The organism is Emticicia sp. 17c (assembly GCF_037153985.1).
GTDB lineage: Bacteria > Bacteroidota > Bacteroidia > Cytophagales > Spirosomataceae > Emticicia.
Map to the genome: position 1 here is coordinate 363,741 of NZ_JBBAYI010000004.1, position 14,132 is coordinate 377,872.

Sequence of the window (14,132 nt, forward strand, 5' to 3'; positions counted from 1 at the left end):
TTATACCCTCAATAGAGTACGTAAACTTTCTGGAGAATGAAACTGCATAAACTGAAACATTATTTGATTCCGGCTTTCTGGGTACTAGTCATGTTGCTGATGATTGCGCAAGACCTCCTTTATAGCACCTTGCGGGGAAACCAGTTGGCATGGGCCGATACCCTGATTTTTAAAATAAAATGGCTGCTCTATATTCCGGTTACATTTTTTGTGTTCTGGATAGGTGAGAAACTCCCCTTGCAATCGCCTTATTTGTTTAGAAATCTGTTTATCAATTTAATTGTTTCTCTGGTCGTCAGTTTTCTGGCAGTAATCGTCTTTTCGGCATTGGTAACCTTACTTAGAAATGCGTTTATTGAGAGTGCTCGGTTTCAGGATATCCTTAGGCGTAATTTGTCAGTATCGCTTTTCAACGAGTTTGTCAATTACTGGGTTATTCTGGCCGCTCATAAAGCCTATACTATTTTCAGGCAGTACCAGCAGGCACAGCTTGACAAAGCAAATCTGGAAAAACAATTATCCGACGCTAAACTGGGCTTCCTGAAAATGCAGTTACAGCCTCATTTTCTTTTCAATACTCATCATAATATTATTGGTTTAATGCAAAACGGTGAACTTGAAAAAGCAACCCGAATGCTAATGAAACTAAGCGATTTACTGCGTTTGAGTTTAAAACAGAACACCGACGACTTAGTCCCTCTAGCCAATGAAATTCAGTTGTTAGAATTGTATCTGGACATCCTGAAAGTGCGCTTTGAAGAAAGACTCGAATACAAAATACTGATTCCGCAAGATTTACAAAAGGCTTTTGTGCCGCCAATGCTCTTGCAGCCATTGGTCGAAAATGCCATAAAATATGGCATTGAACCCTTTGCTAAACAAGGGTGTATCGAAATTCAGGCACAGACCGAGCAGCAAAGGCTGAAATTACTGGTAATAGATAACGGCATTGAAAAATTTCAGCCATTTAAGTTGGGTATTGGTCTCATGAACACACAAGAGCGGCTGAATAACCTTTTCGGCCTTGAAGCTAGTCTGGATATTGCAGCCAATACCCCTGAAAATGGCATTACAGTTACCATTACTTTACCTCTTTTAAAATGATATACAAAGTTATAATAGCCGACGATGAGCCTGTGGCAAGAAATATTCTGCAAAAACAATTGCAGAAATACACATCAGTCGAGGTGGTGGCTATCTGTTCAGATGGTGCAGAAGCCTTAAAAACCATTAAAAAATATCAACCCGATTTAGTTTTTCTTGATATTCAGATGCCCGAATTAAACGGTATTGAACTAGCACGTGGTTTAGCAGGCGAGTATCAACCCCTTATCATTTTTGTTACAGCTTTTGATAACTATGCCTTGCAAGCCTTTGAAGCCAATGCCATTGATTACCTGCTGAAACCTTTTGATGACGAACGCTTTGATAAAACCTTCCAGAAAGCCTTGAAACAACTCGAACTGACCAGTAAGCAGGATGCAGCAATGGCTTTTGATAAATACAGCCAGTTTTTTCAGCAGTTTGCACAACCATCGTACCCTGAAATTGTAACTGTAAAAGACGGTGGCCGTATACAATTACTCAGAACTGCCGATTTAATATACATTGAAGCCGAAGGTAATTATATATGCCTACATACCGAAAAATCAAAACATTTGTTGTATGAAACCCTTTCAGGATTTGAGCAGAAACTGAATCCTAAGATTTTTGTACGCATTCATCGTTCCACGCTAGTCAATATCAATTATATCAAAGAAATCCAGTCGCATTTTAATGGTGACTACTCGGTGCTACTGAAAAACACAAAAGTTTTACGCATGAGCCGGAATTATAAAGAAAATCTCATCCATTAAATATTTGTAATTATGAAAACTTTATTGGTATTACTTACGCTGCCTTTGGCTCTGTCAGGACAAAAGCAGTTAGGAGGCCCGTGCGAATGCTGTGAGGCTATTTATCAGCAAATGCCTGAAAAATTATTCTGGGCAACACAGATTTCAGATGGAAATGAAGCAGGTGAGCCAATGGAAATCAGTGGAGTAATTTATAAAAATGATGGCAAAACACCTGCGGCTAACGTAATTCTGTATGTTTATCATACCGATTACGAAGGTAAATATTCGAGAGGAACAGGAGAAGACTGTGCTAGACGGCATGGCAAACTACGTGGCTGGATGAAAACCGACGAACAGGGACGATATAAGTTTTCAAGTATCAGGCCTGCTTCTTATCCTGCTTCAAACATTCCGGCGCATATACACCCTGTGGTGAAAGAACCTAACAAAAAAGAGTATTATCTTGACGAATATCGTTTTTCGGATGATAAGTTTCTGACAAAGGCTGAAATGGCGAAAGACGAAAACAGGGGTGGTAGTGGGGTAATTAAGCTCACAAAAAACGAAAAAGGTGTCTGGGTCGGAAAGAGAGATATTATTTTAGGCAGAAATATTCCTAACTATGAATAAGCTGGCTGTATACGATTGGTCAGCCCTGTTTTTTATCGCTATGTCCTAGTGATTTCTCCGGTGCTACGAGATCTCTAACAAGTTGTTTCAATTCTTTTATTTCAGGAAAACGCCCCTCTCGTTTACGGTCGAAAATTACTTCTTCATTCAACAACACCTTAAAACTTCCGGCAACATCGCTTGGGCGTAGCCCTACTTCGCCAAGTTCGGCTTCAAAAGTAGTAAGTAATTCTTGTGCTATCCATGCCGAGCGTAAAAGCCAATGGCATTTAGGGCAGTATTCGAGCGTAATTTTAGGTTTCATTTACTATGTAGTATTACTGTTTGTTGTTGTGCTACGCCAAAGCGTAGCACAACAACAAACAAGTATTTATTTTTTCAGCGTTGATAAATACTCTACAAGGTCAACCAGTTCTTGTTTTTGTAGAGGGAATTTAGGCATTAACGACTCTTTCTGTGCTTCTATTGAGGCTATTTCAGCACGTTTGTATGTAGTCGGATTCGGGTTACCAAGCTGTTTCATGGTAATCTCGTTCTCGGTTTTAGTCAGAATCATGCCATCTACATCTGTACCATTTTTTAGTTTGATTCTGAAACCTTCAAAACCGAAGCTAATCCCCTGACTTGGGTTCATAATAGCCGAATATAAGCCTTCTTTCGATAACTTACTGCCAATTTCTGACAAGGCTGGTCCAAAATTAACGCCTTCGCCTTTACCAAGATGGCAGGTAGTGCAATACATTTTAAATACTTCATGGCCTTTGTTGGCATCGCCCGCTATTTTCACAAGGTCGTTGATACTACCAACAGACTTATCTACATCGGCCCCGAACATCTTCATGGCTTCCGTACGGATGTCGCCATGCCATGTGCCTAGCATCAATCTTTTGGCAATAGGCATCACTTCTTCGGGTACTTTATTAGCTTTTACAAGCTCCCACAGAATTTCCTCGCTATTCCAGCCATTCATGGCATTCATGGCTCTTTCGCGTATGGCAAGGCTCAGATTTTTATTGTTAAATAGAGTAATCAGGTAGTCGGTAACGGGTTTGTCGTCTACACTGCCGTAGCGGTCAATGGCTTGTAGTACTACTTTTTCGTCTTTGCTTCTGGTTAGTTTCTGGAATTCTCCTAGACCATTAATTCTAACTTGTAATTTAGCTGCTTCTCCACCATAAATGCTGTCAGTCATGGCAATATTTACCAGCCTTTCTGATTGATTTTTAAGTTGATAGCGTTTCACGATATCAAGGAAATCAGATGGCGACTGAATACTTTTCAAGACCGTTGGCAAAAGTTTGGCATATAAGGGGTCTTTTTTAGCAATTTCAATATCCAGATGTTTGAATACGAGCGTCATAATATCGGCAGGAGCTTTGCCGCCATTCAGCATTCCTAAAAGAACTTTAGTTTTTTCAGGGTTGGTCTGGAAATCAAACGCACGGAAATAGCGTAGTTTGGCATCGCCATCGGTTGTAGTTGCTAGTTCGGCCAGCCGATACACGTTATCGGTTGAGCGGCTACGCCATACAATATCTTTTGCAGCAGCATCTGTTTTCCATTTGTCGCCCGTTTGAGCAATATATTTGGCAAAGAAACTATCCCATTGGTTATCGGCGGCAATACCAAGTGCCTCCAGATACCAACGGTCTTTGCCATCATACTGGTTTGCTAGTGTTGTCCAGATTTCGGCTGCTGCTGGGTCTGTATTATGTCTGATTGCCAAAGCAACTTCTCTGCGGACTTGTGGAGAAGGGTCTTGTGCCAGCTTTTTAAAGGTAGCCATATCGACCATCTTCAACTCGCGAGCCAAACGAATACCTGTTATTCTGATGTCTTCATCTTTATCTGCTAAAGCGGCATCAATGTATTTCTTTTCTTCGCCTTTAATATTGCCCAATAGCCACAAAGCTCTGGCACGCATTCGTGAATTATCTGACTCCCAAAGGTCAGTTAAAGCATCTTCAGCTTTTTTCTGCCAGCTATTGAGTTTAGTCCATGCCAGATAACGAACTGCCAGATTCGGGTTTTGTAAGGCTTTTACGCATCCTTCAGGAGTGGCAAAATCAAATGTTGGCACCGAGTAGTCTTCTCCCTTTGGTGCTATCCGATAAATACGCCCTCTCACGCTGTCGCCCATGGCATGGCCACCCACACCGGGGTCGTACCAGTCGGCTACGAAAACAGAGCCATCAGGAGCCATTGCCACATCAGAAGGGCGAAACCATTGGTCACGTTTTGAGCCGTCAAGAATATTATTGATAGTTGCTTTGAAGCCAGCTCCGTTTTTTTCAACCGCATACGAACGCACAATATTAGGGCCGGCATCGCAATGGATAACCTGATTATGGTATTTTTCGGGAAGTAAGTCTCCCTCATAAACAATCATACCTGTTGGAGACCCTGCACCTGTTTGAAGCAGGTTCGGAACCACACCCGGGTCGTTCAGGTGCCAGTGGCGTAGCGGAATTTCATTTTCCCAGTTAGTGCGGCGTTCCTGCCAGCTTGCGCCTGTTATTTCATCTTTGTAGCCATAATTGCCATAATCCATTACGTAGTTTATTCGCACACCTTTATTGCCGTCGTCATCGTTATCAGACTGCCACATTCTCCCGTACGAATCAAGAGCTACCTCATAGTTATTTCTGAAATTGTGGGCTAGAATTTCAACATTTGAGCCATCGGGGTTGCATCTGAAAATTTTTCCTTGCCGATAACTCGAGAAAGGGCGACCCAAATCGTCTTTGAGTTCAACGCCGTTTTTATCGCTCAGGGTTTCTATTTCGTTGCCACCATTAAAATATAGTTTTCCGTCAGGACCAAAAGTAAAGGCATGAATGGCGTGGTCGTGCTGAACACCTTTCAGATTTGTAAAAATCAGTTCTTTTTTGTCGGCTTTATCGTCGCCGTTTTCATCGGTAAACAAAAAAACATTAGGGCTGCAAGATACAATCACTTTATTACCTAGCACCGATATACCCAGAGCTGCGTTAATGTCTTCGCCCTGATAAAAAACTGTGGTTTTATCGGCTTTTCCGTCTTTGTCAGTATCTTCAAGAATCAAGATTCTATCTCCTTTAGGGTTATAGGGATTCTGAGGATTCAGCTTGTTGCGGTAATTATAGCCTTCACAAATCCAGACTCTACCCTTGGCATCAATATCCATGTTGGTAGGGTTCATCATCATGGGCTCTGAGGCAAAAAGAGTTACTTCGAGGTCAGGGTCGGCCAGTTGAATACCATCAAGAGCATGTTCTACTTTTCGTCTGTCGTCTTCACTAAGTTTAGCGTACTCTTCATCAGGTAGCGTGTTGGTGCCTTGTTTGCAGGCACTTGCCAGCAATAAAACGGAGAGCGAAAAAATAATTGATTTTTTCATGAAACAGGTTGTCGTTATAGCTTGAATAGATACGCTAAAATTATGTAATAAGTGTTAACTTGACAAATAAAAAATATCTTCGTATCAGTTTTTTAAAGAAACTATTCCTTTCTCAGACCCTAATATGCGTTTGGCCCGCAGGTATCGGGCAGCATTGCCAGCATCATAATTAGGGCAGTCTTTGTCAAAACTACTTACCCGCACCATCCCTGACGAATGAATAAACTCGTTGTTACCTATCCACATACCTACATGTACCACCCTTTCGGGTTTTTCCGGCGTTGCTTTTTCGCCAAAGAAAAGCAGGTCGCCTACTTTCAGGTTTTCAAAGGCTACATCTTCCCCTATGAGGGCTTGTTGAGAGGCATCACGCGGCAACAAAATGCCGTTTGTCTGATATACCATGCGCATATAACCGCTGCAATCAACGCCTTTCCATGAGGTTCCACCCCACAAATATGGCAAGCCAATCATACGATACGCCGTTTTGGTAAGTGCTTCGGGGGTAGGGGTAGTCAGTTTTTTCCATTCCTGATAGGCAATTACCTCACGTTTTTGCACAAAACCTTTCCGGTTATCAGGGTAGGCAATTTCATAAAACTCGGTAAGTGTATCTTTTACTGCTAGCAAGTCGCCCCAAGTCAGGTCCGATACCGTCTGTGTATTTTCATCGGCTTCGGCATAAGCAAAACCAAAAGGCTTGGCAAACATAAGTTTAGTTTGTGTCTGGGCAAGCTCAAGGTCGTTTTTATTAAAACGTTTAATAGTGCCTCCTTCTACCCAGCCAATGTAATTATCAGGTGTTTGTACCAGATACCAGTAACGGTCTTTATCGAGTACCTTTAAAGTAGTGCCCAACAAGGTTTGTGTGGCCAGTTCGGCCGATTCTTTAGGTAGTGTACGGATATTGGCTACCGAAACATTTACTAAAGCATAAATTTTGCCATCCAGTTCGTCTTCGTCAGGCAAAACCCTGATGCCATCAATTAGAGTAAAACCATTGTTTTTGAGGCGATTGAGCAATTCTTTTTTAGCTAGTGGCAAGTTTGTTTTACCTACTATGCGATTGCTGTCTAGTTCGGCCTGAAAAATAGCCACCCTTTTATCGGGCGCATATTTTTTTTTAACCTGTTCAATAATTGCCTGCGCGCCAGCATGAGCAGTGGTTGCATTACTTTGGGGTGTCTGGGCAATAACAACACTACTCAAACAGCAGATTAATGATAACAGAATTAATGGGTTACGAGTGTTTAAGGAATAATACATTACTATATAATTATTGTAAGTGATTCCAGCCCTGTGCTTTAATAGCTACTTTGTTTCCGCTTTTTAATACCAGTTCTACATTTTTGTCGGCTGTAATAAAGCCAATCGGCGAAACATCGGCTACATTTTTGATTTTATCAAAGTCGGTTTGTTTAACTGTAAATAACAGTTGATAATCTTCGCCGCCGTTCAATGCTGCCGTAATGGGGCTTACATTCATTTCTGAAGCCGCCAGCATGGTAATGTCTTCAATGGGGAGTTTGTCTTCAAATATTAAGGCACCTACACCCGATTGTGTACTAATGTGCATAATTTCAGAAGCTAGCCCATCCGAAATATCAATCATTGAGGTAGGAACTACGCCAAGTTCGGCCAGTTCATGAATGATGTCTGTACGGGCTTCGGGTTTTAATTGTCTCCCAACCAGAAAAGATTTATCTTCCAACTCTGGTTGCATTTCAGGATTCGCCAGATATACTTGTTTCTCCCGTTCAAGTGCCTGTAAGCCGAAATAAGCCGCGCCGAGGTCGCCCGTTACGCACAGAATATCGTTGGCTTTGGCACCGTTCCGATACACAATTTTGTCTTTCTCAACAAACCCCGTAACTGTAACTGAAATAACCAGACCCGACCGTGAAGCCGATGTGTCGCCTCCGATTAAATCCACTTGGTAATCCTCGCAGGCATATTTAATTCCTTCATATAATTCGTCGATAGCTTCCACCGATATTCGGTTACTGAGGCCAATACTAACGGTTATTTGCTTAGGAATGCCATTCATGGCAGCAATATCAGATATATTCACGGCCACTGCCTTGTAGCCCAGATGCCGAAGCGGTGTATAAGACAAATCGAAATGGATTCCTTCCAGCAGCATATCGGTTGATACGAGCAGGTATTTATCGCCGGCATCAATAACGGCGGCGTCATCGCCCATGCCTGTAACTGATTCCGAATTTTGTAAAGTAAACTTTGCTTTTATGCGGTCAATGAGGCCAAACTCTCCTAAGGTGTTCAATTCTGTTCTTTCCATAGCCATTTTACGCTGTTTTTTACAGCAATTTTTTATTTTTTATGCAAAGATAAAAAAAGGTGAGCTTTTAGGCCCACCTTTTCTCAAGACTTTGTGATGTCTGTTAATGTTATTGTGTTACCAGCGTATAAGTATTAATGGTATTACCTGTTTTCTGGCTCGCCGAAGTACGTGTAAGTATCAACTGAGTATCATTGATAGAGTCAATCGTGAACTCGATAGTTCCGCCCGTACCTGTCGGCACAGGGCTTAGGTTTTTGAGTACCAACTTAGTATCTCCTACCACTTCGTATTGCCCTGAGAAAGTATTCCCATCAAATTCGATTAACGTAACTGCAGGGGCAAGCAATAGCCTCAACTGAAAACTTGAGTAACCGGGTTTCGTATTGTTTGCTGCTCCTTTGCTGTATACAATTGCGCTGCCTTCTTTTACTGTGCTGGCTGTCCAGTTTTTCTTGATTTTTTCTGTTACAGGCACAGTTTTAGTTTTTCCGCACGAAAAGATGAAAAAACTACAAGCAAACAATAGAACGGCAATCTTTTTCATAGAATGTATTTTTTGAATTTAATAGTTCAATTTCTTTAGTGAGTGTTACCACAGCAAAGCTGTACGCTTTGGCAAATATGGCTTAAATATAAGCGAAAAAAAAATCTTCTTCTTAATAATGACGTATTTTTTGCCCTAATGGTTGTAAGGATTTATGCCTGAAAACGAATTATTGTTGATTTTCATTGTTTGCATTCATAATTCTTTACGAACTTTGCCGAAAATAATGAGTAGTATCTTGAAAGAATTTACCCGAAACCAGCTGGCACTTCGTAACGGGCAAGACAAAGAGGAAATCTGGGTAGCCTATGAGGGTGTCATTTATGATGTGACCGAATCAAGACTTTGGCGGAAAGGCAAGCATTATGAGCATTGGGCTGGGCAAGACCTGACCGAAGAACTGAAAGATGCCCCGCATACGGCGCGTGTTTTCCAGAAATTCAAGGCAGTAGGTAAACTTATTGTCTGAATTTTAGGGCAAAGTTTTTATAACTCCTGCAAAAAAGGCTTTGGCCTACCCAATAAGATTTACTACTTATTTAACAAAATCAGTTACGAAATTTAACTAGTTATTTCTCATGAAACTTATTGAAGCAGTTATACTTTTTGCCAGTCTGGCTTTCCTGATTATGTTTGTCGACCAAGCCCTTTATAAAAAAGTTGCGTTGAAAGACAGCTACTTTTTTCTGATGTTTTCGGTGGCAGGTTTCCTTTACTACACGTATCGTCGTGGACTTAGAAAAATTAAAGAAAAGCAAGAGGAAGAAGCCAAAAAAGCTGAAAAACCTAAAAAAATAGAGCAACGCCTTAAAAAAAAATAAGGCAGAGCGGCAACCAGAACACCATTTCGCCTAGCCAGCGATAGCGTTGATTAACCGAAAGATAAGCAGGTAGAAACACAATAAGCATAGAGGCCAGCGCCATGAGCCACTCAACGAAAAATACCTGTTTTAGATAGGGGGTATCTGCCAGTAAATAAGAAATGCCCATCCAGAGCATTATACAAACCACCCATATTCTGCTGTTGGTACTGCCGATTTTTCGGGCAAGATTTTTTGCATTCGGATTCTCGTTTGACTCATAAACCGAGAAAACCAGTATACTCTGGTGAACAAGCCCTACAAAATTTAGGGCAGCTATATAAGCCCCTAAGCCTAAATGCTGTTTCATAGCAAAAGCACTTCCAAAAACAGGTAGGGCGTACAATACAGCCGTGAGAATCTCTTTGTAATAATGATAAGCCGAATCGGCTGGTTTTTTGTGTAAAAGCCAGAAATATCCTATAAGCAAAACCGAGAAAAATGCACCAAACCAACGCACCGGATACGGCAGAAACAGAATTAAAGCCAAAGCAATAAAAAACAATATAATAAGCAGTACCTGAAGGTAGTATTGATGCCTGAAATAAAATTCATGCCGCACATCGTTTGGGGTAGCTTTGAGGTTGTCTAGCAGTCTATCAAAAACATAAACTATCCATGTACTGATGCCCAATATCAACAAGGTGGCCGAGTTAGGCGAGCTTTGGCCGTCGGGCATTTGCCAGAACATCCAGCTACTGGCCACAGCCCCTATCACAACATCAAGGCTGAGGTAATGGCATATACGAAGAACATTGATAACAGATGTTTTCATAAGCATAGCAATAATTGAGCGCCGATGCCTTAAGCAGGTAGCAGCACTATTTCGTCGCCTAATTTAATTTTGCCTTTCTCTAATACCAGTATATTCTGCCCAAAAAGAATTTTATTGCCATTTTTGCGGTATTGAGCCAGCGTTTTCAGCGGTTCTTTCCCTTTTTCGGCTGTTTCGGGGTTAATGGTGGTTAATACACAACGCGCACAAAGTTTTACGCCGGCAAGTTTGGTATTACCTACCCGAAAATGACCGAACTGGTCTTCGTCATGTGCTTGCCCACCCGTAAAAACCAGATTAGGACGAAAACGCTTCATTGTGATTTTTTCGTCCAGACGCTCATTTAAGGCATCCAGACTTGCCTGTCCGATAATCAGAATCGGGTAAGCATCTGCAAAGCTCGTATGTTCTTCGCCTGTAATGGCATATCTGGGGTCGGTTGGCCTGACCGAATCATCCGGCTGATAAAACAAGCGTGTTTCTTTCCCTAAAACCTCGGTAAACCACGCATCGGCTTCGTCGTTTACCCTGACGGCACTCACAGTATCATCCCAGATTCGTATGGTATGGGTATCGCTAGTTTGAGGCAAAAACGGAACTTTCAGCGGTCGGATTTCTTTCTTTCTGTGGCTTACTTTCAGGCCATCGGCTTCAATAGCCACATCAATCAGGGCCATTTGTTCATGTTCGCGTTGGGTCATAAAAACATCCTCATTATCAGCAAGTACCCAACGCCTGTCATATTGTAAGCCGCGGTCTTCCACCTGCGCTTCTGTAAGCGAAATACCACCTAAAGATTTTATAGGGTAAATATTTATTTCGGAAATAATAATGGCCATCTTTACTTATATTTTTTCTGATACAACATTTCTACTTGAAAATCGTTTGAGTTATTAGGTCAAACATATAAATTGGAGAAATTTTCTAAGGCATTGATTAAAATCTCTGTTCTGTTTGCAATAGCTACAACATATAAAAATCGTGGGCGTGAGAGAGGCCCTACATTTAACCCATGAAAAGAACATTTTATATCTTTACTTTTTTACTCTTGTCGCATGGTGTTTTTGCACAATTGCAATTATATAAACGCGGGCTAGCAAGTTTCGATAAAGGCCAATATGATTTAGCTATCAAAGATTTAGCAAAGGTAACCAATATTGCCGAAAGTGAAAAAGCTAATCTGTACTACAAAATTGCGGAGTCTTTTCGTTTATCGAATCGTTGGGTCGAGGCTGTTCCGTACTACGAAAAAGCCTTTGAAGCTAAACTGGCTATACCTGAGGCACATTTTCATTATGCTTTTGCCCTGAAAGCTGCCGAAAAGTATGACCTCGCACTGAAAGAGCTACAACAGTTTATTGATTCTAAAAGTACTATCAAGGCATACAACGAAAAGGCGTATCGTGAAGTAAATACCCTGAAACTGATTGATGACCTGAAGAAAAAACAAACCGATATTGCGTTTAAAAACTTCTCTCAACTTAATACGGCGGGGGCTGAGTTTTCGCCTGTGGTACACGGTGACGAGCTTGTTTTTACGGCTTCCCGCAAAAGTAAAATGTATGCCAATGGCTTGCCTTTTGTCGGAATTTACAAAGTAAAGTTTGCCCGAAGCATGGCAGAAATAGGAAAAGCCGAGAAATTCAGTGAGGCTATTTTTGATGAAGAACGTAACGAAGGAACGCCCACTTTCTCGCCTGACGGTAAAACCATGATTTATGCCAGAGGAAACACTGGTAAAAGAAAAGATTTGTCGCCAGATATGGATTTGTATATCTCGCGTTATGTAGACGGAACCGGCTGGACAGAACCCCGCTATGTGAGTGCTTCGGACTCTGCTAGTTGGGATGGTTGCCCTGCGTTCTCGCGTGATGGCAAAACCATTTATTTTGCTTCAAATCGGCCGGGAGGGCTGGGAGGAATAGATCTTTACAGAGTAAACATGGATGCCTCGGGGCGTTTCGGGAATCCGGTTAATCTGGGTAAAGAAATAAACACCGCAGGCGATGAGATGTTTCCGTATGTATCGGAAGACGGAAAACTTTACTTTGCCTCTGATGGCCACCCAGGGCTTGGCAAGTTGGATTTATTTGTGGCGATTCGGTCAGGTGGGAAAATTACAGTAGAAAACATGGGTGCGCCTTACAATTCAAATATGGATGACTTCGGGTTGGTAATGAGTAAAAAAGGAGATATTTTTTTCTCATCGAACAGGGCAGGGGGTAGTGGCGATGACGACATTTATTACTATGAAGCACCACAAAAAACCGAACTGGCAGAAAATGACCCTAGCAAAACACCTTTGATTCCGATTAATACGCCTGAAACCTCGAACAAGCCGCTTGATATTAAAACAGTACGTTATTTTCTGGCGGGTACTATCTATACCAAAAATGCCAATAACGAGAATATCCCGCTTGATTCTGTAAGTGTAAAAATAATTTCTACGGGGCAAGATACACCCGTAGCTGAAATAACTACACGCAAAGATGGGAAGTTTGGCCCTATTGCTGTGCAGGAAGATGGCGACTATGTGATTGTGGGTAGTAAAAAAGATTATCTGGCTAAGCGTGAAGATTTCTCTATGTTTGGTAGGGCTATTCCGCAGGCACTCCTGAACAAGCCTGTTACTGACACTACCTTTTACACCTCTCTGACCCTCGACCAGATTATGATTGATAAAACATTCAGGGTTGAGAATATTTACTATGATTTGGATAAATGGGACATCAGACCGGATGCCGCTATTGAACTAGATAAACTGGTGCAGTTACTGAACGATAACCCTACAATTAAAATTGAATTGGGTTCTCATACTGACTCACGGTCGAGCGAGATTTACAACTTGCGTTTGTCACAAAAACGTGCCGAATCGGCCGTAAACTATATTGTGTCGAAAGGTATTGACAGAGAACGTATTACTGCAAAAGGTTACGGCGAAAGCGAATTGCTGATAAAAAATGCCAAAACAGAAGAAGAACATCAGACAAACCGCCGTACTGAATTTAAAATTGTAGGCATAGAAGGTGCAGAATAACAAAAGTGTCTGAATAAATAACTTCGGGGCTTATTATGTAAAATACTCACATAATAAGCCCCGAAGTTTTGCATAATAAATGGCAAATAATACAAATAGGCTTAATTTAAACGTCTCATAATAAGCCCTTTTATTAACTCATAAAATACATTTGGTTTCAGGGTTCGCCAGTTATCAAGTTGCAGCGTACCACCAAAGTTAATGTAGGAGTCAAGATGATAACGCCTGAATTCTTCCAGAATGAAATCTCTGAAATTGACGGCTGCTATCCAGCCATCCTCTATATCTTCAAACCATTCTTCGTAGTAGTCTTCTTCGCCGCCATGAAACTGAAAAATATTTTCACCTATCAGTATGTACTGGTTAATTCCTTGTTTGTTAAGTTTGTCGATAACAGTTCTTTTCAGGAACATAATATCGTTATGCAAAGTATCATTCCATTCACCAAAAAGCTCAATAACAGCATAACGCAAGATATAATCAACCATCAGTATTTTACAGTATAAAGTCTCCGAACCGATGTAGTCCCAGTTAGGGTCAATATAATAGCCATAGATGGTATCCTGATACTCTATGCCATACGAGCGGCCGTAAAAAGGAGATTTTTCGTCGTCTTCTGCCTGATAATATCTTTGCCAGTTATAAAAAGGTTCTATTTCGTGCATAAGAAAAGTGTGGTTTTGAGCTATTGATTTTATTTACTTTATAACGCCCACACATTTGGTTTAATTATTAGTATTGCCTTTTGACCAATAAACTTGCCGATT

General features: G+C 41.2%; 14 protein-coding genes. 6 read left to right on the plus strand and 8 right to left on the minus strand.

Features of this window, described 5'->3' with window-relative positions; all coding sequences use genetic code 11:
• Window positions 1-36 precede the first annotated feature (36 nt).
• Genes WAA15_RS11290 through WAA15_RS11300 form a run of 3 tightly spaced genes read left to right on the plus strand, consistent with a single transcriptional unit; the run spans window position 37 to window position 2,468 of the window.
• Complete coding sequence (locus tag WAA15_RS11290; RefSeq protein WP_337042850.1) at window positions 37-1,104, plus strand: sensor histidine kinase; 1,068 nt, start codon at window positions 37-39, stop codon at window positions 1,102-1,104.
• On the plus strand, window positions 1,101-1,856 hold the full coding sequence (locus WAA15_RS11295) for a LytR/AlgR family response regulator transcription factor (RefSeq protein WP_337042851.1): 756 nt from the start codon (window positions 1,101-1,103) through the stop codon (window positions 1,854-1,856). Before WAA15_RS11290 ends, WAA15_RS11295 begins: the two co-directional genes overlap by 4 nt.
• A gap of 12 nt (window positions 1,857-1,868) precedes the next feature.
• Entirely contained in the window at window positions 1,869-2,468 is a 600-nt protein-coding gene (locus WAA15_RS11300; RefSeq protein ID WP_337042852.1) for a dioxygenase family protein, read from the plus strand.
• A gap of 19 nt (window positions 2,469-2,487) precedes the next feature.
• On the opposite strand, the gene WAA15_RS11305 is transcribed toward WAA15_RS11300, so the two are convergent.
• The 5 genes from WAA15_RS11305 to WAA15_RS11325 all read right to left on the minus strand — a co-directional run bounded on the left by WAA15_RS11305 (window position 2,488) and on the right by WAA15_RS11325 (window position 8,693).
• Window positions 2,488-2,772, minus strand: a complete 285-nt coding sequence (locus tag WAA15_RS11305; RefSeq protein ID WP_337042853.1) for a SelT/SelW/SelH family protein — start codon at window positions 2,770-2,772, stop codon at window positions 2,488-2,490.
• A 66-nt stretch (window positions 2,773-2,838) separates the two neighbouring features.
• Window positions 2,839-5,847 carry a PVC-type heme-binding CxxCH protein gene (locus WAA15_RS11310; RefSeq protein ID WP_337042854.1) on the minus strand — a complete coding sequence of 1,003 codons (3,009 nt, stop codon included), beginning with the start codon at window positions 5,845-5,847 and terminating at the stop codon, window positions 2,839-2,841.
• Window positions 5,848-5,931: 84 nt separating this feature from the next.
• Window positions 5,932-7,113, minus strand: a complete 1,182-nt coding sequence (locus tag WAA15_RS11315) for a C40 family peptidase (RefSeq protein WP_337042855.1) — start codon at window positions 7,111-7,113, stop codon at window positions 5,932-5,934.
• A 10-nt stretch (window positions 7,114-7,123) separates the two neighbouring features.
• Complete coding sequence (thiL, locus tag WAA15_RS11320; protein WP_337042856.1) at window positions 7,124-8,146, minus strand: thiamine-phosphate kinase; 1,023 nt, start codon at window positions 8,144-8,146, stop codon at window positions 7,124-7,126.
• Between the two features lie 109 nt (window positions 8,147-8,255).
• On the minus strand, window positions 8,256-8,693 hold the full coding sequence (locus WAA15_RS11325) for a hypothetical protein (RefSeq protein ID WP_337042857.1): 438 nt from the start codon (window positions 8,691-8,693) through the stop codon (window positions 8,256-8,258).
• A gap of 226 nt (window positions 8,694-8,919) precedes the next feature.
• On the opposite strand from WAA15_RS11325, the gene WAA15_RS11330 reads away from it, so the two are divergent.
• Window positions 8,920-9,162, plus strand: a complete 243-nt coding sequence (locus WAA15_RS11330; RefSeq protein ID WP_337042858.1) for a cytochrome b5 domain-containing protein — start codon at window positions 8,920-8,922, stop codon at window positions 9,160-9,162.
• Window positions 9,163-9,271: 109 nt separating this feature from the next.
• Window positions 9,272-9,514 carry a hypothetical protein gene (locus tag WAA15_RS11335; protein ID WP_337042859.1) on the plus strand — a complete coding sequence of 81 codons (243 nt, stop codon included), beginning with the start codon at window positions 9,272-9,274 and terminating at the stop codon, window positions 9,512-9,514.
• Here the strand turns inward: WAA15_RS11335 and WAA15_RS11340 are convergent.
• Window positions 9,501-10,328: a hypothetical protein gene (locus WAA15_RS11340; RefSeq protein ID WP_337042860.1), complete on the minus strand. Its 828-nt coding sequence runs from the start codon at window positions 10,326-10,328 to the stop codon at window positions 9,501-9,503. The genes WAA15_RS11335 and WAA15_RS11340 overlap by 14 nt on opposite strands.
• 29 nt (window positions 10,329-10,357) lie before the next feature.
• A complete protein-coding gene (locus WAA15_RS11345) occupies window positions 10,358-11,167 on the minus strand; it encodes an MOSC domain-containing protein (RefSeq protein ID WP_337042861.1) in 810 nt (269 codons plus the stop codon).
• 173 nt (window positions 11,168-11,340) lie between these two features.
• Between WAA15_RS11345 and WAA15_RS11350 the strand changes: the two genes are divergently transcribed.
• Window positions 11,341-13,365 (plus strand): OmpA family protein, encoded by a 2,025-nt coding sequence (locus WAA15_RS11350; protein WP_337042862.1) that lies wholly within the window; start codon window positions 11,341-11,343, stop codon window positions 13,363-13,365.
• Between the two features lie 101 nt (window positions 13,366-13,466).
• On the opposite strand, the gene WAA15_RS11355 is transcribed toward WAA15_RS11350, so the two are convergent.
• Complete coding sequence (locus WAA15_RS11355; RefSeq protein WP_337042863.1) at window positions 13,467-14,030, minus strand: hypothetical protein; 564 nt, start codon at window positions 14,028-14,030, stop codon at window positions 13,467-13,469.
• Window positions 14,031-14,132 lie beyond the last annotated feature (102 nt).